Source organism: Rhizobium moroccans (genome assembly GCF_057559155.1).
On the sequence record NZ_JBHFJG010000048.1, the window covers coordinates 159243 to 178684 of the forward strand.

At 61.3% G+C, this 19442-nt stretch carries 18 protein-coding genes; 7 read left to right on the forward strand and 11 right to left on the reverse strand.

The window, feature by feature from the left end; translation table 11 throughout:
* Window positions 1–23: 23 nt before the first annotated feature.
* Window positions 24–305 carry a type II toxin-antitoxin system RelE/ParE family toxin gene (locus ACE04I_RS23510; protein WP_046795496.1) on the reverse strand — a complete coding sequence of 94 codons (282 nt, stop codon included), beginning with the start codon at window positions 303–305 and terminating at the stop codon, window positions 24–26.
* Window positions 305–565 carry a CopG family ribbon-helix-helix protein gene (locus ACE04I_RS23515; protein ID WP_046795495.1) on the reverse strand — a complete coding sequence of 87 codons (261 nt, stop codon included), beginning with the start codon at window positions 563–565 and terminating at the stop codon, window positions 305–307. The genes ACE04I_RS23510 and ACE04I_RS23515 overlap by 1 nt, the downstream gene beginning before the upstream one ends.
* A gap of 173 nt (window positions 566–738) precedes the next feature.
* Here ACE04I_RS23515 and ACE04I_RS23520 point away from each other — a divergent pair, with 173 nt between their 5' ends.
* A complete protein-coding gene (locus ACE04I_RS23520; protein ID WP_046795494.1) occupies window positions 739–2601 on the forward strand; it encodes an ABC transporter ATP-binding protein in 1863 nt (620 codons plus the stop codon).
* Here the strand turns inward: ACE04I_RS23520 and ACE04I_RS23525 are convergent, their stop codons facing one another.
* Window positions 2602–3540, reverse strand: a complete 939-nt coding sequence (locus ACE04I_RS23525) for an endonuclease/exonuclease/phosphatase family protein (protein ID WP_487207648.1) — start codon at window positions 3538–3540, stop codon at window positions 2602–2604. It abuts the gene before it with no gap.
* Window positions 3541–3936: 396 nt separating this feature from the next.
* Between ACE04I_RS23525 and petA the strand changes: the two genes are divergently transcribed.
* The 4 genes from petA (at window position 3937) to ACE04I_RS23545 (ending at window position 7379) form a co-directional block, all read left to right on the forward strand.
* Entirely contained in the window at window positions 3937–4515 is a 579-nt protein-coding gene (gene petA / locus ACE04I_RS23530; RefSeq protein ID WP_046795492.1) for a ubiquinol-cytochrome c reductase iron-sulfur subunit, read from the forward strand.
* A 7-nt stretch (window positions 4516–4522) separates the two neighbouring features.
* The gene (locus ACE04I_RS23535) at window positions 4523–5815 is read left to right on the forward strand and encodes a cytochrome b (RefSeq protein ID WP_137326584.1); all 1293 of its coding nucleotides are present in this window, start codon (window positions 4523–4525) and stop codon (window positions 5813–5815) included.
* Window positions 5816–5843: 28 nt separating this feature from the next.
* A complete protein-coding gene (locus ACE04I_RS23540) occupies window positions 5844–6728 on the forward strand; it encodes a cytochrome c1 (RefSeq protein WP_046795490.1) in 885 nt (294 codons plus the stop codon).
* Between the two features lie 114 nt (window positions 6729–6842).
* Entirely contained in the window at window positions 6843–7379 is a 537-nt protein-coding gene (locus ACE04I_RS23545; protein WP_046795489.1) for an adenine phosphoribosyltransferase, read from the forward strand.
* Between the two features lie 13 nt (window positions 7380–7392).
* Here the strand turns inward: ACE04I_RS23545 and ACE04I_RS23550 are convergent, their stop codons facing one another.
* The 3 genes from ACE04I_RS23550 to ychF all read right to left on the reverse strand — a co-directional run bounded on the left by ACE04I_RS23550 (window position 7393) and on the right by ychF (window position 9512).
* A complete protein-coding gene (locus tag ACE04I_RS23550; RefSeq protein WP_046795488.1) occupies window positions 7393–7860 on the reverse strand; it encodes a MaoC family dehydratase in 468 nt (155 codons plus the stop codon).
* Window positions 7857–8324: a MaoC family dehydratase gene (locus ACE04I_RS23555; RefSeq protein WP_046795487.1), complete on the reverse strand. Its 468-nt coding sequence runs from the start codon at window positions 8322–8324 to the stop codon at window positions 7857–7859. The genes ACE04I_RS23550 and ACE04I_RS23555 overlap by 4 nt, the downstream gene beginning before the upstream one ends.
* An 84-nt stretch (window positions 8325–8408) precedes the next feature.
* A complete protein-coding gene (ychF, locus tag ACE04I_RS23560; protein ID WP_046795486.1) occupies window positions 8409–9512 on the reverse strand; it encodes a redox-regulated ATPase YchF in 1104 nt (367 codons plus the stop codon).
* A gap of 191 nt (window positions 9513–9703) precedes the next feature.
* Here ychF and clpS point away from each other — a divergent pair, with 191 nt between their 5' ends.
* Window positions 9704–10012: an ATP-dependent Clp protease adapter ClpS gene (gene clpS, locus ACE04I_RS23565; RefSeq protein WP_046795485.1), complete on the forward strand. Its 309-nt coding sequence runs from the start codon at window positions 9704–9706 to the stop codon at window positions 10010–10012.
* Window positions 10013–10069: 57 nt separating this feature from the next.
* Here clpS and pth read toward each other — a convergent pair whose 3' ends face one another.
* The 3 genes from pth to ACE04I_RS23580 all read right to left on the reverse strand — a co-directional run bounded on the left by pth (window position 10070) and on the right by ACE04I_RS23580 (window position 14109).
* Window positions 10070–10792 (reverse strand): aminoacyl-tRNA hydrolase, encoded by a 723-nt coding sequence (gene pth, locus ACE04I_RS23570; protein WP_046795484.1) that lies wholly within the window; start codon window positions 10790–10792, stop codon window positions 10070–10072.
* 87 nt (window positions 10793–10879) lie between these two features.
* Entirely contained in the window at window positions 10880–13261 is a 2382-nt protein-coding gene (locus tag ACE04I_RS23575; RefSeq protein WP_487207649.1) for a putative bifunctional diguanylate cyclase/phosphodiesterase, read from the reverse strand.
* 239 nt (window positions 13262–13500) lie between these two features.
* On the reverse strand, window positions 13501–14109 hold the full coding sequence (locus ACE04I_RS23580) for a 50S ribosomal protein L25/general stress protein Ctc (protein ID WP_046795482.1): 609 nt from the start codon (window positions 14107–14109) through the stop codon (window positions 13501–13503).
* A gap of 284 nt (window positions 14110–14393) precedes the next feature.
* Here ACE04I_RS23580 and ACE04I_RS23585 point away from each other — a divergent pair, with 284 nt between their 5' ends.
* Window positions 14394–16463 carry a putative bifunctional diguanylate cyclase/phosphodiesterase gene (locus ACE04I_RS23585; RefSeq protein WP_046795481.1) on the forward strand — a complete coding sequence of 690 codons (2070 nt, stop codon included), beginning with the start codon at window positions 14394–14396 and terminating at the stop codon, window positions 16461–16463.
* Window positions 16464–16558: 95 nt separating this feature from the next.
* On the opposite strand, the gene ACE04I_RS23590 is transcribed toward ACE04I_RS23585, so the two are convergent.
* On the reverse strand, window positions 16559–18838 hold the full coding sequence (locus tag ACE04I_RS23590) for a methyl-accepting chemotaxis protein (protein WP_046795480.1): 2280 nt from the start codon (window positions 18836–18838) through the stop codon (window positions 16559–16561).
* 165 nt (window positions 18839–19003) lie between these two features.
* Entirely contained in the window at window positions 19004–19366 is a 363-nt protein-coding gene (locus ACE04I_RS23595; RefSeq protein WP_052760444.1) for a Kazal-type serine protease inhibitor family protein, read from the reverse strand.
* Window positions 19367–19442 lie beyond the last annotated feature (76 nt).

Consider the following 19442-nt stretch of genomic DNA (forward strand, 5'->3'; position numbering starts at 1 on the left):
CTCCCGTTCGTTGAGCGGATTTCTTATTGATTACGATTTTCCCGGGTATGCCAGATACGCAGCAGGAAGATTATGTCCTGCTGGATCTCATATCGAAGCTCGTAATCCGCAATCAGAAGACGCCTGACCTCGCGGGGAGAGAACTCCTCCAGCTTTTCGCCGAGCCGCGGATGCCCGATCAGTCTTTTCGGAGCGGATACCAGTGCATTCAACACCCGCGCGGCCGCGGGCGGATTGACCGCCGCCAGAAACTCATGAAGGCGGTCGAGATCGGAAACCGCCTTCGCGGTCCATTGGATGCGCATTAGAGTGGGCGAGGCAGAGGTTTGTCGCCGTCGAGGCTAGCGATCCATTTCTCCACTTCGTCGTGATCGACGACATTGCCGGCATCGACATCGGCCATGGCATCCAACGTCAGCTGCTGACGCTCCTCTTCGAGCGCGATCCAATTCGTCAAAGCCTGTTTGACGATCCAGCCTCGGGACCGCTCCAATCGGCTCGCCATTTCATCGACCTTCTCGGCGAGATCATGCGGTACATGTGCCGTGAGAACGCGGTTATTCATTGGAGCGTTTCCCGTTAATCGTATTGATTAAGAACGATTGGCTTATACCAGATTTCAAAAGACCCGCCAACGGCCAGCCGAAAGCGTTCCGACAGCCGGCATTTAAGAAATGTAAGCCTGGCTTCGATGGCTTTTCCTTTGCCGCCCGCGGGAATCCGCCTATATCGGGCGGCATGGCCAATTTCTTGTTCCGCACTTTCGAAAACTGGATCAAACCTTTCGCAAGGCGGGACGACCTGAAGCCGCCGGAAGGACTGCTCGGCTTCGTCTGGTTCTATGTGCGGCAGGCGAAGTTTCCCTTCATCGCCATGCTGGTGCTTGGCGGACTTGCCGCCGGGGTCGAGGCGGCGATGTTCTGGTATGTCGGCAGGCTGGTCGATATCCTGGAGACCGCGCAACCTTCGGCGGGCTGGTCCGGCCTTCTTGCCGATCATGGCGCCGAACTCGTTACCATGGCGCTTGTCGTCGGGGTAGGGCGCTTCCTGATCGGCCTCTTCACGGCACTGGTCGACCAGCAGATCATCACGCCCGGCTTTTACAATCTGGTGCGCTGGCAATCCTATATCCATGTCTCGCGCCAGTCGCTGAGCTTCTTCCAGAACGATTTTTCCGGCCGCATCGTCACCAAGGTCTGGTCGGCCGGCCAGGCGACGGGCGACGTGCTGACGGCTTTCATGGAAAGCATCTGGTTCGTTGCGATCTATTCCGTCTCCACGGTGGCGCTGGTGGCGCAGCTCGACTGGCGGCTGGCAGCGGTGGTGCTCGCCTGGCTCGCCATCTTCGCGGTTCTTGCCCGATATTATGTTCCCCGCATTCGCGAGCATTCCAAGCAATCGGCCGAGGCAGGGTCGATGATCAGCGGCCGCATGGTGGATGCCTATTCGAACATCCAGACGCTGCGCCTGTTCGGCCGGGACGAGGCGAACGACAGCTATATGCGCCAGGGATTCGAGAGGTTCCAGGCCACCATTCTGGGCTTTACCCGCCTGCTCACCGGCGTCCGGGCATCGATGGCTTTTCTCTCGGGCGTCATGATCGTGACGATGGCGGCGCTCAGCGTGCATCTATGGCTCGGCGGAAGGATCAGCTCGGGCGCGGTCGCCTTCACGCTTGCGCTGATGCTGAGGCTCAATTTCCTGCTTGGAAGGCTGATGACGCAATTGAACGGCATCATGCGCAATATCGGCACGATCCAGAACTCCGCCGAGTTGATCTCCCAGCCGATCGGGCTGGTGGATGCGCCGGATGCAACCGAGCTCGTGGTCCGCAAGCCGGAAATCCGCTTCGAGAACGTGAGCTTCCGTTACGGCGGCGAGAAGGGGGTGATCAACGCGCTCTCGCTCACCGTCCAGGCGGGCGAAAGGATCGGCATCGTCGGAAGGTCTGGCGCGGGCAAGTCGACGCTGGTGAACCTGCTCCTGCGCTTCTACGATCTGGAAGGCGGCCGGATACTGATCGACGGGCAGGACATAGCCAGGGTAACCCAAGAATCGCTGCGGGCGCAGATCGGCATGGTCACGCAGGACACGTCGCTGCTGCATCGCTCGATCCGCGACAATGTTCTCTTCGGACGTCCGGACGCGACCGACGAACAGCTTCTGGCCTCGGCGCGGCGGGCGGAGGCCGACCGGTTCATCGCCACGCTCGAAGACCAGCGAGGCCGCAAGGGTTTCAACGCCCATGTGGGCGAGCGAGGCGTGAAACTATCGGGCGGTCAGCGCCAGCGTATCGCGATCGCCCGCGTAATGCTCAAGGATGCGCCGATCCTGGTCCTGGATGAGGCGACCTCTGCCCTGGATTCGGAAGTGGAGGCCGCAATCCAGTCGAACCTCGAACGGCTGATGCAGGGCAAGACCGTTCTGGCGATCGCTCATCGGCTTTCCACGATCGCGGCGCTCGACCGCCTGATCGTCATGGACAAGGGCCGGATCATCGAGGAGGGGACGCACTCACAGTTGATTGCCGGTGGTGGGCTCTATTCGGAACTCTGGGCACGTCAATCGGGCGGCTTTCTGGCCGCCGATGCCGCGCAATAATCAGTTGCCAATGATGGCGATCTCGGCGACCAGGCCGAAATGGTTCGATCCCAGAGGGTCCGGCAGTCGCGTGAGCGATCTGATCTTCAAGGGCGAGCGGACATAGACGTGATCGATCGGAAGCCCAAGCAAGCCGAGCCGCACCGGCCAGGTCGCGGGTTCGTATTCCGCCGTCGTCAATCCCGTCCAGCGCAGAAACATGCGCATGTCCGGGGCGATGCTCGCGGCATTGAAGTCTCCGGAGAGCACAAGCGGACCTTCCGTATCGGTGATGGCAAGCGCTGCCCGCACAAGCTCCATCGTGTGGAATTCGTCGAAATAGGGCTTGGTGGTGTGAATGGCGCCGACATGGACATTCCTGCCGGCAAGCGTGACTTCCGCCATCATGAAGCGTTCCGCGAACAGATCGCTGAGGCTGCGGATCACCGGTGAGCGCAAGGGTTGCCTGGAGAGTATCATCAGGTCGCAACCATCCGTTTCCGCGCCGCAGCCGAGCCGATACGGATAGACCTTCGAAAGTTCCGCGAGATGGCCGCGAAGCGGCTGGGCCTCCATGACGTTTACGATCTCGGCCCCGGAGTTCAGGATGAGCTGGGTGATCGCCTCGCCATTGGCATAATTCTCCCGAAGAATATTGAAGGACAGCAGCCGAAAGCCGGGCGCTTGCTTCTCCGCTTCGCTGGGGACGGCCGCGAACTGTCGGCTCATGACGACCGCATGGCCGCCGAGCAGCAGTGAGAGGCAAAGAAGGACCATAGCGGCAAGGCTGCGTTTCAGTAGAAGCGCGAAGAGGAGGGCGGCGGCACAGGCAATCGAGAGATGCAGCTGCAGGTTATGAAACGCCGCGAAAACCCAGATTTCGGTGACGTAGCGCGTGGCAATCGCAAAAAGGATGAGCGACACGATGACGCAGATGGCAACCGATAGTGTCTCTCTCATCTGGATTCGCCCGAGCGGCCGCCTTGGATGCGCCGGTTCGGGTAACATGGGAGTTCGAATGTTGCAATGCGAGAGCCCGAAAGGCGGTTAACGATGCCCTCGGCGGAAATTGAAGTTCAGCCTGTAGAACGCTGAATTGATTAGCAAAATCTAACCGTCTTTTGATGGCCGGAGCCCCCGGCCCAGCGGCCCGTAAAAGGGTTGGGGACGGGCGTGACATTATGGCGACATTCTGGCGGATCGGCACTTGCCAAGACTGGACATATTTTGCGATCAAGCATAGAACGCGCCAAATTGCCGGGGAATCTATGCACCAATTGTGCCTGTTAGAGATTGTCCGGTATTGGGGGAAATGGGATTTTTCGCGAGAATTTGCGTGAGAAGGATGGTTGAGCCGTGAGCGAACACGAGACCCATAGCGGAACAGCGGGCGAGCCCACTCGCCGTGATTTCCTTTATCTGACCACCGGCATGGCCGGTGCCGTCGGCGCCGCCGCTGTGGCCTGGCCGTTTATCGACCAGATGCGGCCGGACGCCTCGACGCTCGCCCTTGCCTCGATCGAGGTGGATGTTTCGGCGCTCGAGCCGGGCATGTCGCTGACCGTGAAATGGCGCGGCAAGCCGGTCTTCATCCGCAACCGCACCCCGCAGGAGCTCGAAGAGGCCAATGCCGTTGCGCTCGGCGACCTCAAGGATCCGGTCGCCCGCAACGCCAACCTGCCGGCGGATGCGCAGGCAACGGATATCGACCGCTCGGCGGGCGAGGGCAAGGAGAACTGGATCGTCATGATCGGTTCGTGCACCCATCTCGGCTGCGTGCCGCTCGGCCAGGCCGGCGATTTCAATGGGTGGTTCTGTCCCTGCCATGGCTCGCACTACGATACGGCGGGCCGAATTCGCAAAGGTCCGGCGCCGCAGAACCTCGCCATTCCGACGTTCTCATTCGCAAGCGATACAGTGATCAGGATCGGGTAAGGGGCACATAATGAGCGGCCATTCCACATACCAGCCATCGACCGGCATCGAGAAATGGATCGATTCACGGCTTCCTCTGCCACGGATGATCTATGACAGCTTCGTCGCCTATCCCGTTCCCCGCAATCTGAATTACGCCTACACGTTCGGCGCCATGCTGGCGGTGATGCTGATCGTTCAGATCCTGACCGGCGTCGTGCTGGCCATGCATTACGCGGCTTCCACCGGCGTCGCCTTCGACTCGGTCGAGAAGATCATGCGCGACGTCAACCACGGCTGGCTCCTGCGCTACATGCATGCCAACGGTGCGTCCTTCTTCTTCATCGCGGTCTATCTGCACATCGCCCGCGGCCTCTATTACGGCTCCTACAAGGCGCCGCGCGAAATCCTCTGGATTCTCGGCGTGGTCATCTACCTCCTGATGATGGCGACCGGCTTCATGGGCTACGTGCTTCCCTGGGGTCAGATGTCCTTCTGGGGCGCGACCGTCATCACCGGCTTCTTTTCGGCTTTCCCGCTCGTCGGCGAGTGGATCCAGCAGTTCCTGCTCGGCGGCTTCGCCGTCGACCAGCCGACGCTGAACCGCTTCTTCTCGCTGCACTACCTGCTGCCGTTCATGATCGCGGGTGTTGTTATCCTGCACATCTGGGCGCTGCACGTGACCGGCCAGACGAACCCGACCGGTGTGGAAGTGAAGACCAAGACGGATACCGTCGCCTTCACCCCCTATGCGACGCTCAAGGACGCGCTCGGCGTATCGGTCTTCCTGATCGCCTATGCCTGGTTCGTCTTCTACATGCCGAACTATCTCGGCCATCCGGACAACTATATCCCGGCCGACCCGCTGAAGACCCCGGCGCACATCGTTCCCGAATGGTACTACCTGCCGTTCTACGCCATGCTGCGCGCGATCACCTTCAACATCGGCCCGATCGACTCCAAGCTGGGCGGCGTGCTCGTGATGTTCGGCTCGATCATCATCCTGTTCTTCCTGCCCTGGCTCGATACCTCGAAGGTCCGTTCGGCGGTCTACCGTCCGTGGTACAAGCTGTTCTTCTGGCTGTTCGTGGCCAACGCGATCATGCTCGGATGGCTCGGCGCCATGCCGGCGGAAGGCATCTACGTCATCCTGTCGCAGCTCGGCACGCTCTACTATTTCGGCTTCTTCCTGGTGATCATGCCGCTGCTCGGCCTGTTCGAAACGCCGCGGCGCATTCCGAACTCGATCACGGAAGCGGTTCTCGAAAAGAAGAACAAGTCCGACATGGAAAAGCTCAAGCCTGGCGAAGCCAGCGCCTGATCGCCTGCGACCGAGAGGGAATAAGACTATGAAAAAGCTTGTTGCAAGCATCCTGTCGCTGGCCTTCGTGGCAGGCATCGGCGTCGCTTCCGCGGTAGCGCAGGACGATCACGGTGCGGCCGCCGGCGGAGAGGCCCATGCGGAAGGCGGCACGCCGCACTATCCGATGCAGCATCCGAAGCATGTGGACTGGAGCTTTGCCGGTCCCTTCGGCCACTATGACAAGGGACAGCTCCAGCGCGGCCTGAAGGTCTACACGGAAGTCTGTTCGGCCTGTCACTCCATGCGGCTCGTCTCGTTCCGCACGCTGGAGGGCCTCGGCTATTCCGAAGCGCAGGTGAAGGCCTTTGCGGCGAACTACGAGGTGCAGGACGGCCCGAACGACGACGGCGAGATGTTCAACCGTGCCGCCGTTCCGTCGGATTACTTTCCGTCGCCCTATCCGAACACGCAGGCCGCCGCCGCATCCAATAACGGCGCGGCTCCGCCGGACATGTCGCTGCTTGCCAAGGCGCGCGGCGTCACCCGCGGCTTCCCGCAGTTCATCTTCGATATCTTCACCCAGTATCAGGAAGGCGGCCCGGACTACATCTACTCGCTGCTCACCGGTTATCAGGATGCGCCGGCCGGCGTCGAGGTTCCGACGGGCACGCATTACAACCCGTATTTCGTAGCAGCAGCATCGCTCGCCATGGCTCCGCCGATCAGCAACGATCAGGTGACCTACGACGACGGCGCGCCGCAGACGGTGGATCAGTATGCCAAGGACGTTTCTGCCTTCCTTATGTGGGCTGCAGAGCCGCATCTCGAAGACCGCAAGCGCACCGGCTTCATGGTCATGGTGTTCCTGGTGATCTTCACCGGCCTTCTCTACCTCACGAAGAAGTCGGTCTACGCCAGCAAGGAACACTGAGGCGAAATGCCCGAACAATAAAAAAGGCGGCCCGGTGCCGCCTTTTTTATTGGGAGGAAGGGTTCCGCCTTGGTAGAAGTTCCTGTCATCATTCTCTGACCAGCCCGGGAAATCATGTCCACGATCGATCTCGCTTCCACCGTCCGTTCCATTCAGGACTATCCGAAACCCGGCATCATCTTCCGCGACATCACCACGCTGCTCGGCGATGCGGTTGCTTTCCGCCAGGCTGTCGATGAGCTCGTGCGGCCTTATACGGGGCTTGGCGTCCATAAGATCGCGGGCATCGAGGCGCGGGGCTTCATTTTAGGCGGTGCGCTGGCGCACCAGCTTTCCGCCGGCTTCGTGCCGATCCGCAAGAAGGGCAAGCTGCCGCATGAGACGGTGCGCATCGCCTACAGCCTGGAATACGGCGTGGACGAGATGGAGATGCACAAGGACGCGGTAAAGCCGGGCGAGAAGGTCATCCTTACGGACGATCTGATCGCGACGGGAGGAACGGCGGAAGGCGCGGTGAAGCTGCTCAGGCAGCTCGGGGCCGAGATCGTGTCTGCCTGCTTCGTCATCGATCTGCCGGATATCGGCGGACGCCGGAAGCTTGAGGCGCTCGGCGTCGAAGTGCGGACGCTTATGGAGTTTTCCGGTCACTGAGCCGGGTAGAGCCTCACTCGAATTCGAGCACGGTGCCTTCGTACCGCATCACGGCCTCGCCGTGCTGATTGACGCCGTCATTGAGGGTGGTGTTGATCCAGGTGCCGGGGCGTGAGGCGAGCGGGCGGCTTTCGAGGAGCGTGGTGGAATAGGTGATGGTGTCGCCGACATAGACGGGCTTCAGCCATTGCAGCTTGCGGAACCCTGCGGAGGGGCCGAGCTTCGGCGGTTCCACACCCTCCTGTTTCAGCCGGGCATATTCCGTCATCCAATAGCTCATGAACACCTTCATCCAACCCGCGCAGGTATGCCAGCCGGAGGCGCAGAGATCGCCGAAGACATAGTTCCTGGCCGCTTCCGCATCGACGTGGAATGGCTGGGGATCGAACTTGCGGGCGAAGCGGATGATATCCTCGGACGTGAAGGTGAGTGTCCCGGTGATGACCTTCTTGCCGGGCGGCGAGAGTTCGATGAGCTTCATTCGGCAGCCTCCGGCGCGGCCCTCATCCGGATCATGATCGGGTTCTCCCCGCGCATGACGACGTCGCCGCGCTGATTTTCCACTTCATGCAGGAACTTGACGATGCCGATGCCTGGCCGGGAGCGAAGCGCCCTGGATTCCAGCACCGTCGATCGGCCGGAAAGCGTATCGCCGGCGAGCACCGGCTTCCTCCATTCCATGGCGTCGACGCCGGGTGAGCCTTCGGAAGAGGATTGCGACAGCCAGCCGTCGAACATCATCCGCATGAACATGCTTGCGGTATGCCAACCGGAGGCGGAAAGGCCCCCGAGAATGCTGGCCTTGCCCGCCGCCTCGTCAAGATGCATGGGCTGCGGATCAAACTCCTGCGCGAACTCTATGATCTCTTCCGCAGTCACCTGCTTGGGCGCCAGCGGGAAAACCCCTCCGGGCACGAAGTCCTCGAAGAAATATCTTGCTTCCATGCTGCGGCCTCCCGCCACAACGCGGCGCGATGCGCCACGCTTTCAAGTTCTCGCTTGCGCGCACTCGTGCGCGACCTCGATGGCTCAGGTGTTGAAGCGGAAGTGGATCACGTCGCCGTCCTGCACCACATATTCCTTGCCTTCGTCGCGCCCTTTGCCCGCTTCCTTGGCGCCGACTTCACCCTTGAAAGCGATGTAATCGTCATAAGCGATGGTGAAGGCGCGGATGAAGCCGCGTTCGAAATCGGTGTGGATAACGCCGGCCGCCTGCGGCGCCTTGGTTCCACGCACGATCGTCCAGGCGCGGGTTTCCTTAGGACCAACGGTGAAATAGGTAATCAGGTCGAGCAGGTGATAGCCCGCGCGGATCAGCCGGTCGAGGCCGGCTTCCTCCAAGCCCAGCGCCGCGAGGAATTCCTTGGCCTCGTCTTCCGGCAGCTGCGCGACTTCGGCTTCGATGGCGGCCGAAATGATCACGCATTCCGCGCCCTGCGCTTTCGCCATTTCGGCGACCGCCTTGGTATGCTCGTTGCCGTCGACGGCGTCGCCTTCGGCTACGTTGCACACATAGAGGACCGGATGCGAGGTCAGGAGGTTGAGGCCCTTGAGAATGGCAATCTCGTCGGCGCCGAGCGTCTGAAGCAGCAGACGCGCCGGCTTGCCGTCCTGCAGCAGCTTGATCACGGCTTCCATGACCGGAAGCTGCGCAAGCGACTCCTTGTCCTTGCCGGTAGCACGCTTGCGCGTCTGGTCGACGCGCCGTTCCAGGCTTTCGAGGTCGGCGAGCATCAGCTCGGTCTCGATCGTCTCGGCGTCGCCGACCGGATTGATGCGGCCTTCGACATGAGTGATGTCGTCATCTTCGAAGCAGCGCAGCACGTGCACGACGGCGTCGACTTCGCGGATGTTTGCGAGGAACTTGTTGCCGAGGCCTTCACCCTTCGATGCGCCGCGCACGAGACCGGCGATGTCGACAAAGGAGATGCGCGTCGGAATGATTTCCTTTGAACCGGCGATAGTTGCCAGTTGCTGCATGCGCGGATCCGGCACCGCGACTTCGCCGGTATTCGGCTCGATCGTGCAGAACGGATAATTCGCCGCCTGCGCCGCAGCGGTCTTGGTGAGCGCGTTGAAGAGAGTGGACTTGCCGACATTCGGCAGTCCGACGATACCGCATTTGAAGCCCATCGGTGAAGGAACCCGTATCTAAAAAAACTGTTGCTGAGGCTATGGGGGAAAGCGCCGCAAGGGTCAAGACTTGCGAGTTGCTGGCGTGGATGAGACTTGAAGGTGGGAGGCCATCGCTTGAATTATCCTCCGTTGCGCTGCAATATATCAGGAAGCCCAGTGTCGAACCCCGTCTCGGGAGGCGGGACGCCATGAGCCAAGATACAATCCTCAAGCCGAAAAACACGACCAAGCCGAAGCTCGATCGGCCGAAGCTCTACAAGGTCATTCTCGTCAACGACGACTACACGCCGCGCGAGTTCGTCGTCATGGTGCTGAAGGCGGTCTTCCGCATGAGCGAGGAAGCCGGCTATCGGGTGATGCTGACCGCGCACCGGATGGGGACATCCGTCGTGGTCGTCTGCGCCAAGGACATTGCAGAGACCAAGGCCAAGGAGGCGACCGATCTTGCCAAGGGGGCAGGTTTCCCGCTGATGTTCACGACCGAGCCGGAAGAATAGCGGCCAGGCAGAGTACTGGACACGCCGAGGCGGCGGCCGGACTGCACGACAGACCGTTCAGTCTCCCTTGCCGCCGAACATCTTCTTCAGCATATCCGCCATGGGGCCGGTTGCCGGGAGATTTGGCTTGCCGCTTCGAGCCTGGTGGATGTGCGACTGGCCGGTCGCCTTGGCCGGCGGTTTTTGCTGCTTCGGTTTTTCCTCGTCCGGCTTTCCGCCGACGGCAAGCGCCAGCTTGTTCAGGAATTGCGAATCCTCGTTGCGCGCCAGCATCTCGGCATTGTCCGCGACGGCATCGAGCAGCGGATCGAGCCATGCGTGGTCCGCCTTGGCGAAATCTCCGAGCACATGGTTGTGCACGAGCTCCTTGGCGCCGGGATGGCCGATGCCGAGGCGCAGCCGCCGATACTCCTTGCCGCAATGGGCATCCAGCGATTTCACGCCATTGTGGCCGCCATGTCCGCCACCGGTCTTGATGCGCGCCTTGCTGGGCGACAGATCAAGCTCGTCGTAGATCGCGAGGATGTTCTGGGGCGCCAGCTTGAAGAAGCGCATGGCCTCGCCGACCGCTTCGCCGGAAAGGTTCATGAAAGTCTGCGGCTTCATCAGCAGGACCTTTTCGCCGGCGAGCTCGCCTTCGGAAACTTCGGCCCTGAATTTCTTCGACCAGGGCGAGAAACCAGGGCGGCGCTGGATCGCATCCACGGCCATGAAGCCGATATTGTGGCGGTTGCTGGCATATTTGGAGCCGGGATTGCCGAGCCCCGCGATGATGAGCATGACTGTCTTCCGTCGTTGCGCTGTCATTGTTTCACCAACGCGAAACGCCGACAAAGTCAACCGGTTTCAGGATAAACCGGTCTCACGCTAGCTTGCCATCTCCTCGCGCACCGCATGCGTCCCGCCGAGGCTGGCCAGAAGATCGTTGATCTCTCGAGGCTTCGAGAAGAGGTATCCCTGGGCATAATCGACGCCCATGCCCCGGAGCGCCAAGCGCTGCGCCTCGGTCTCGACGCCTTCTGCGATGACCCTGCAGTTCATCTTGTGGGATATGGCGCTGATGCCTTCCACCAGCATCTTGTTCTTGCGGCCGATATCGTCCGCCGGCTCGGTGATCGAACGGATGAACGACTGGTCTATCTTCACGATATCGACCGGGAAGCGGCTCATATAGCTCAGCGACGAATAGCCGGTGCCGAAATCGTCAAGCGCGATCAGGCATCCGAAACCATGGATTTCGTCGAGTATCGTGCGGATTTCGGGATCGTCGTGCATCAGAACTGCTTCGGTGATTTCCACCACGAGACGGTTCGGCTGGAGATTGTAGCGACCAAGCAGGGTGGCGAGGCGGGCAGGGAGGCCCGGCTCGAACTGCAGCGGCGAGAAGTTGACGGCGACATAGCTGTCGGCCATGCCGGGCAGACGGGAGATGCGGGCGAGATTGCTGACGGCGTCTTCCAGGATGAAATTGCCGATCTGGCTGATCGATCCGTTCTCCTCGGCGATGTCAATGATGCCCGACGGCGGAATCAGGCCTTTGCGGGGATGGCGCATGCGCATCAGCGCCTCGAAGCCGGCGATCGCGCCGGAATCGATCCTGACGATCGGCTGAAAATGCGCCTCGAACCAGTTTGCGGCAATACCGATTTCCATATCGCGTTCGAGTTCGGCGCGTTCGCGGGTCTGATCGAGGATGGCGGGATCATAGACCTGTGCGCCATTCTTGCCGTCGCGCTTGCGGGCGTACATGGCCATATCAGACTTCTGGAGCAATTCGGCCGCATTCGCCGCATGGTTCGGATAAAGAGCGAAACCTATGCTGGCGCTGAGGCGAACGCCGGTATTCGCCACAGGGAAGGGCGCATCGAACATCTCGACGATCTTCCGGCACAATTCCGAGGCGCGCTGCTCGGCATCGTCGCCGCCGACGATGATCGCGAATTCGTCTCCTCCCAGGCGAGAGGCGGTATCGCTCTCGCGCAGCAGCGGCAGCAGGCGCTCGACGAACTGGCAGAGCACGGCATCGCCGGCCGCATGTCCGAGATTGTCGTTGATCGACTTGAAACGGTCGAGATCCACGAAGAGGCAAGCCACGGGTGTCCGGGCGTGGTCGGCTTCGCCGATCTTGCGATCGAGGATGGCTTCGAAGCCCTGGCGATTTAGCAGCCCCGTCAAATGGTCCGATATCGCCTGCTTGTGGTTGCGCAGTTCCGATTGCTTCAGCTCGGTGACGTCCGTCATCACGCTGAGCGAGCCCTGCTGATCGATTGCCGCGGCGTTGAGTTCAGTCTCGGCGATCAGGACATCCATCACGCGGCCGTCGCGGCAAAGGAACCGGACGGTGACCTCGGTTGCCAGGCCCGCCGTTTTGACCCGCGTCTTGCGCTGCGAATAGAGCTCCCTGTCCGAGGGGGCAATGAGATCGGCGAAGAGCCTGCCGATCACGTCTTCGCGGCGATAGCCGGTCGCAAGCAGCCAATAGTCGCTGACGGCGGCGATGAGATCGTCCGGGGTCAGCGAGAAGAGCATTGCGGGTGTCAGATTGTAGATCTCGGTCGTCTGCCGGTGCGCGCGCTTCAACTCGCGCTCCTCGCGTTCCAGCAGGCTCTGCATCTCGTTGAAAGAGCGTGCCAGCCCGCCCATCTCATCGTTGGAACGCCAGTCGACATGGTGGCGGGAGCCGAGGCGGCGCGTCGCCTCGATTGCCGCCGCAAGGCGCATCAGCGGTTTGATGACCATGAGGCGATTGCCGAGGATCGCCGCGCCGAAAACCGTCAGGATGGCGACGATGAAGATCGAGATCAGCGCCAGTTCCATCTGGTTGATCGCCGAGAGCCAGCCCATTCTCGGGACGTAGACCGTAACCGAGCCGACCCCAACGGCCCCGCTGGGCGATCGATGGTAGATCTGCCGGGAAAAGGATTCGAGGCCGCGAAAATCCGCGGGATTTTCGGCATCGACCTTGGAAATGCTGAGTTTGCCGATGCTATCGGAAATCTGGACGGCCTGGATGGACGTATCGGCTACCAGCGTCGCCGCGATCTGGTGAAGGGTATCGTGGTCGAGCTCCCGGAGCGGCTTGCCGAGCGCCTGGGAATTCGTGGTCAGCAGCATGTCGACATATTCGCTCAGCCCCCTGGCGACCTGCTGCGAAGAAAGAGCAAGAAAGAGGGTGAAGAGCGGCACGACGACGACCAGAAGCGCGCCAGAAATGATGGCGATGAAGCGACTTTCGACGGAATGTCTCATCGCCTTTTTCCATGGCTCTTCATGACGCCGGCCCCCAGCCGAATGCGATGCATGCTTAAGTAGCGCGCATAATTCCCTGCAATTCATTAAACTTCATTGAAGCCAATATGCAAGCTTCGGGCATTGCGAAGAATAAGGGTAACAACGGCGTGTGGAAAGCAGGATAAAGTGAGGGACCGGCAACAAAAAACCCGCCTCACGGGAGGCGGGTTCATGAGGCAAGTTATTGCCTTTGCTTATTATTCTTCCGAAGCAGGTGCTTCTTCATCTTCCTGGACGCCGCCAGCCGGAGCGACGATCGTGGCGATGGTGAAGTCGCGATCGGCGATGACGGGCTTTACGCCAGCGGGAAGCTTCACGGCCGAAATGTGAATGCTGTCACCGATCTTGGCACCGCTGAGGTCAACGGTGATGAATTCCGGGATGGCATCGGCCGGGCAGTTGAACTCGACCGTATGACGGACGATGTTCAGAACGCCGCCGATCTTGATGCCGGACTTCTCTTCGTTGATGAAGTGAACCGGTACTTCGACGGTGACCTGCGTATTGCCGGAGACACGCAGAAAATCCACGTGCATCGTGAAGTCACGGACCGGATCCAGCTGGTAATCCTTCGGGAGAACCTGGATCTTCTTGCCGTCGACGTCGATGGTGGCGATCGTGGTCATGAAACCGCCGGCATGAATGCGCTTCGTCACTTCGTTGGTCGAGAGTGCGATAGCGATTGGGGCCTGCTTGTCACCGTAGATGACAGCGGGAATGAAACCGTTGCGGCGAAGTTCACGGGCGGACCCCTTACCTACCCGTTCGCGCGCCTCGGCCTTGAGCTCGTAAGTATCCTGGCTCATGGCATGTCCTTTCGAGGTTGTTTGGAGAGTTCTTCAAAGCGCAGATCGCTTCGTCGAACCGGAGGGCATCATCCGATACGCTCCATCCGCGTTGCCTCCAAGGGTGTCTGCGCGGACCCGCGCGCTATAATATAATGACGTCGGGATAGCAAGCTCTTCGGCCCCAATGCAGGAAAGGCCTTCATCCGCAGGCCGTTGGGGCCGTTTACCATGCTTGAGAACACTTCCCAAATTCTTTCAGCCTAAACGTGAGCGTTATTATCAGTTTTACTTGCCGAACGCCCATGTACCGTATTCTTTCTTGCATCGCCTTCGAACACGATCTCCGATATGTCGGCTGTGCCGTCATGATCTGCGCGCTGGGCTCGATCCTCGGTGTGCGTCTTTTTTCCAGGGCGCGCAGAGCCGAGGGGCTCGAAAAGGCCATATGGCTCTTCATGGGCGGGTTCATCGGCGGTTCGGCGATCTGGACCACGCATTTCCTTGCCATGCTCGGCTACCTGCCCGGCGAGCCGGCCGGATACGAGCCTTCGCTGACGATGCTGTCCTTCGTGATCGCGATCGCGACGACGACGATCGGCCTGACGATCGCCGCCTATGCCGGCAGGAGCCTTCTCGTCGAAGCGGGCGGCATCATACTCGGGCTCGGCATCGCCGCCATGCACTACACGGGCATGGCGGCCTACGAGATACAGGGCAAGGTGATCTGGGATCAGAACTATGTCGTCGCCTCGCTCCTCCTTGCCGGCTTGTTCGGCGCGCTGGTGACGAACAGGACGGCTCGTCCGTTTTCACGCTATTGCGTGCACAGCGGCATCGTGGCGCTCATCCTGGGGATCGCATCAACGCATTTCACCGCCATGGCCGCGGTTACGGCGGTCCTCAATCCGGGCGAGGTCATGCCGCTTGAGCTGTTCTCGCCGGCGATCATGGGCTTCGGAGTGCTCGGCGTGATGCTCGTGCTCCTGACGCTCGCAGCGGCGACCTATCTGCTCGACGAACGGAACACGCAGGCGGCCGTGGAGCGTTACAGACATCTCTCGCTTCACGATCCGCTGACGGGATTGCCGAACCGGGCGGCTTTCAACGAGGAGCTTGACGCGATCGCGAAGCGGCCGGAAATCGATGCTCGCGTGGCGATCCTCTCCTTCGATCTCGACCGCTTCAAGGAGATCAACGACGTGCATGGGCACGCGGCCGGCGATGCGGTGCTGCGCGCTATCGGATCGAGGCTGGGAACGGTCATAGGGGAAGGAGAGTTCGCTGCCCGCGTCGGCGGCGACGAGTTCATCGCGCTGACCCGTAACTATTACAAGCGGGCCGATGCCTCGGCCCTTGCTGCGCGCATGCTCGAGGAAATCTGCAAACCCATCGAATGGAACGGCAATACCCTCTCGGTCGGAGCGAGTATCGGCGTTTCCATCTATCCCGGCGATGCCCGGACGGTGGATGACCTCGTGGCGCAGGCGGATGTCGCGATGTACCGTTCAAAGCTTTCCGGTACGAACATGGTCTGCTTCTACGACTCCTCGATGGATCAGGCGGCGCGTGAACGCAATGCTTTGGCAATGGATATGCGGGTCGGCCTGCAGCGGCGGGAGTTCCAGCTTTTTTATCAGAGACAGAACGATACGCTCACCGGCGAGGTGATCGGGTTCGAGGTTCTGCTGCGCTGGAACCACCCGGTGCGGGGACTTGTACCCCCATCGGAGTTCATCCCGATCGCCGAGCGCACCGGCTTCATCATGGAGCTTGGCGAATGGGTGCTGCGCAAGGCTTGCGAGGAGGCCGCAACCTGGAGGAACCCACTCGGCATCGCCGTCAACATTGCGGCCCAGCAGCTCGCCGATCCGATGCTGCCGCGGCGGGTCCTGGACATCCTCCAGGAAACGGGCCTTGCCGCCGAGCGGCTGGAGCTGGAAATCACCGAGACCGGTATCATCACGGACCAGCAGCATGCCTTGCAGATCATCGGGCAACTGAAGGGTTTGGGCGTGAAGATAGCCATGGATGACTACGGAACCGGCTATTCCTCGCTTTCGACGTTGCTGTCCTTTCCTTTCGACAAGATCAAGATCGACCGGGCCTTCATCGAGGGCGTTGCGACCAACCCGCAATCGGCGGCCATCGTGCGCTCCACGCTTATTCTCGCCGGCAGCCTGAACATTCCGGTACTGGCGGAAGGCGTCGAAACCGACGAGCACATGCGCTTCCTGCGAGGCGAGGGATGCGGCCAGGTGCAGGGTTATCTGTTCGGCAGGCCCGGACCTCGGGAGGGTATAGAGGCCATCGTCAACGGCAGGGTGGAGACGAAGATCGAGACCGAGAGCGCTGCGGAGCCATTGGTGGCCTAGAGAAAAAACCTCACGTTCAAAAAAGCAAGGCGCCGGAGAGATGATCTCCGGCGCCTTGCTTCTTTCGTGTCTTCTGTCCGCGATGCCGAAGCCCGTCAGGCGGCGTAACGCCGGCCGGACTGGGCAGGAGCTTCCGCGGTTTCGCTGACCGAGAAGTGACTGATCTGCTGGCTCAGAAGCTCGGCTTCGCGGGACAGCGAATGGGCAGAAGCGGAAGTTTCCTCCACCATGGCGGCATTCTGCTGCGTGACCTGATCGAGCCCGCTGACCGCGGAATTGATCTCGGCCAGGCGGGAGGACTGTTCCCGCGAGGAGGCGACGATCGCGCCGATATGCTCGTTGATGGACTGGATATTGCCCTGGATGAGCTCCAGGCTTTCGCCGGTCTTCAAGACGAGGGTCACGCCGTTTTCGACGTCGCTGGCCGAGGCGTTGATGAGCTGGCCGATATCGCGGGCGGCGACCGCCGACTTCTGGGCGAGCTCGCGGACCTCCTGGGCGACGACCGCAAAGCCTTTGCCGGCTTCGCCCGCGCGGGCCGCTTCGACGCCCGCATTGAGCGCCAGAAGGTTCGTCTGGAAGGCGATCTGATCGATAACGTCGATGATCTGGCGGATCTTCGACGAGGAACTTTCGATGCGTTCCATGGCCTGAATGGCGCTGCGAACGACATCCGTGGAGGTGTGTGCGCCCTTCAGCGTCTTGGCGGCGACATCCACCGCGGTTTCGCAGCGGTTGAGCGCGCCGTTGACCGCGCCGGTCATTTCGTTCAGCGCGGCGGCGGCTTCCTCAAGGGTCGCTGCCTGCCTTTCGGTGCGGCGTGATAGATCGTCCGAGGCGCTGCGCAGTTCGCCGGAACCGGAGCTGATCGTGCTGACGCTGCCGCCGATCGCCGCGATCGTGCTTTCGAGACCGGCCACCGAGTTGTTGAAATCATGGCGCAGGTGATCGAGCGCCGGGGCAAAGGTCTTGGTGATGCGCTGATCGAGATGGCCGCGGGCGAGGGCGGCGAGAGCCGTGCCGAGGGCAGAAACGGCTTCCTCGATTTCGCGGGCACTTGCGGCCTTCTCCATTTCCCGGCTCTGGCGTTCCTCTTCGAGTTCGTCGCTGCGGCGAGCCGCTTCCTCCTCGATGCGCTCCTTTTCGAGAGCGCCCTGGCGGAAGGATTCGAGCGCGCGGGCCATGGTGCCGACCTCGTCGCCGCGTGCAACGGCGTCGATGACGATCGCCTTGTCGCCTTCGTTCAGGCGGTTCATCAGTTGTGCGAGGTGAGTGAGCGGTTTGGTCAGGCGCGCAGCGATGAAAATGCCGGCAGCACCCATGACGGCCAGGACCGCGAGCGTGGCGAGGATCGCATAGTAAGCGAGCTGGTTGGCGGAGGCCACGACCTTGGATTCGGCCTGGCCGACGGCCAACATATGCTTCTGCCCGAAGAGGGTGACCGGCATATGGGCGAAGAAGAGGCGCTCGTCGCCGGATTTCGCAAATGTGGAGCCGGCGGCATCGCTTGCCGCGGCACTTGCGATCTCGGCCGGAACAGTCTGCGCGACGCCGGAGGCAAAGGCTCCGGTTCGCAGCGCCCCCTTCGCGTCCACCAGCATGGTCTCGTCCACGGACTTGCCGAGATCATCCGGCGTGACCGCGCTCGCCAGAGCATCGGCCGAAACGCGGACCACGACGGCACCCTTGTTGACGACCTTGCCCCAGGAGGCGACGGCGAGTTGCCGGCCGATCATCGCGGAAGCCTTGCCGCCATCTACGTCATAGGGCGCAAAGTCGGAAACCTGGACTTCGGTCTCGTTGCCGGCGGCGATGCGGGCGGCGATCTCCTTGAGCTGCGGATTGTCCGCGACATTGGTCAGGAATTCGGCTCCTTTGGTCACGGTGTAGACGACCACGCCGTCGGTGTTGACGATATAGATTTCGCTCACCTTGGCGTTCTTCCAGGCGTTGGAAATGATCCCGTGGATGCCGGCATGATGAATCGCGTAGAGCAGCTTGAGGTTCGCGCCATCGAAGGCGACGCGATCGGCTGAACTCATCTCGGGCTTCTGGTATTCCGCCTTGATGGTGGCCATTTCGGAGGGGATGATATTGGTCATCGTCTCGACCGCCTGGCCGATCGCGGTGTTCTGGGCGAGATCGGCAAGCGATTGGTCAATCCGCTGCTGATAGTTGTCCAGCTCCTTCGACTGATTGCCGGCGATTGCCTCGAGCCGCAGCTTGCTGGCCTCGATCAGGCCGCTCTTGCCGACCTGGTAGCTCAGCAGCCCCACCGAAAGGCATGAAACGAGCGTTGCGCCGACGACGAGGCCGGCGAACTTGGCCTTGATGGACAAGGATTTCGGTCCGCTCGCGGACACGGATTTGGCCATGACAGTATTTCCCCCAGAAAAGTGACAGCTTCTCGGAATCCTTGTCAGGAATAGATTGCAGCACGGTTAATGTAGGCGAAATGGCGGCACGCGGAGCGTGAACAAAAAAGCCTCCCCGTTGGGTAACGGGAAGGCGGTCGATGAAAGCGCTGATGAAGCGGCTGGTTACCTGCGGCACTCGCCGGGGGCGACAATGCGGAAGCCGCTGTTCCGTGCCTCGCAGGCGTTCGGGAAGGTCTGCTGCTGACGGCCGCGCTCTGCGCATACCGGGTTATATTCGCGCGTGCAGATGCCGCCCGGACGCTCCGGCCTATCAGGTCTGTCCGGCCTGTCGGGTCTATCCGGCCTTCCCGGTCCACCAGGCCAATCGGGGCGATCAGGCCTGCCTGGGCGATCCGGACGGCCGGGGATCGAGGAGCGGCATTCGCCGCGGCCGATAATGTCGAAGCCGTTGGCTCGTGCCTGGCAGGCATTGCTGAAGGTCTGAAGACGTCCGCCGCGTTCGCCGCAGACCGGCGCATATTCCATCGTGCACATCTGCGGTGGGCGAGGCCGCGGTCTATCGGGTGGCGGGAATCCTGGACCAGGGCCTGGACCGTAACCG

What these genes read in the sequence shown, in the direction of transcription:
- ACE04I_RS23575 (WP_487207649.1), bottom strand. Translation starts at nt 13,261, where the DNA reads ATGAGACATTCCGTCGAAAGTCGCTTCATCGCCATCATTTCTGGCGCG.
- ACE04I_RS23510 (WP_046795496.1), bottom strand. Translation starts at nt 305, where the DNA reads ATGCGCATCCAATGGACCGCGAAGGCGGTTTCCGATCTCGACCGCCTT.
- ACE04I_RS23585 (WP_046795481.1), top strand. Translation starts at nt 14,394, where the DNA reads ATGTACCGTATTCTTTCTTGCATCGCCTTCGAACACGATCTCCGATAT.
- pth (WP_046795484.1), bottom strand. Translation starts at nt 10,792, where the DNA reads ATGCTCATCATCGCGGGGCTCGGCAATCCCGGCTCCAAATATGCCAGC.
- ACE04I_RS23515 (WP_046795495.1), bottom strand. Translation starts at nt 565, where the DNA reads ATGAATAACCGCGTTCTCACGGCACATGTACCGCATGATCTCGCCGAG.
- ACE04I_RS23580 (WP_046795482.1), bottom strand. Translation starts at nt 14,109, where the DNA reads ATGAGCCAGGATACTTACGAGCTCAAGGCCGAGGCGCGCGAACGGGTA.
- ACE04I_RS23595 (WP_052760444.1), bottom strand. Translation starts at nt 19,366, where the DNA reads ATGGAATATGCGCCGGTCTGCGGCGAACGCGGCGGACGTCTTCAGACC.
- ACE04I_RS23545 (WP_046795489.1), top strand. Translation starts at nt 6,843, where the DNA reads ATGTCCACGATCGATCTCGCTTCCACCGTCCGTTCCATTCAGGACTAT.
- ACE04I_RS23550 (WP_046795488.1), bottom strand. Translation starts at nt 7,860, where the DNA reads ATGAAGCTCATCGAACTCTCGCCGCCCGGCAAGAAGGTCATCACCGGG.
- ychF (WP_046795486.1), bottom strand. Translation starts at nt 9,512, where the DNA reads ATGGGCTTCAAATGCGGTATCGTCGGACTGCCGAATGTCGGCAAGTCC.
- ACE04I_RS23520 (WP_046795494.1), top strand. Translation starts at nt 739, where the DNA reads ATGGCCAATTTCTTGTTCCGCACTTTCGAAAACTGGATCAAACCTTTC.
- ACE04I_RS23525 (WP_487207648.1), bottom strand. Translation starts at nt 3,540, where the DNA reads ATGAGAGAGACACTATCGGTTGCCATCTGCGTCATCGTGTCGCTCATC.
- ACE04I_RS23540 (WP_046795490.1), top strand. Translation starts at nt 5,844, where the DNA reads ATGAAAAAGCTTGTTGCAAGCATCCTGTCGCTGGCCTTCGTGGCAGGC.
- clpS (WP_046795485.1), top strand. Translation starts at nt 9,704, where the DNA reads ATGAGCCAAGATACAATCCTCAAGCCGAAAAACACGACCAAGCCGAAG.
- ACE04I_RS23590 (WP_046795480.1), bottom strand. Translation starts at nt 18,838, where the DNA reads ATGGCCAAATCCGTGTCCGCGAGCGGACCGAAATCCTTGTCCATCAAG.
- ACE04I_RS23555 (WP_046795487.1), bottom strand. Translation starts at nt 8,324, where the DNA reads ATGGAAGCAAGATATTTCTTCGAGGACTTCGTGCCCGGAGGGGTTTTC.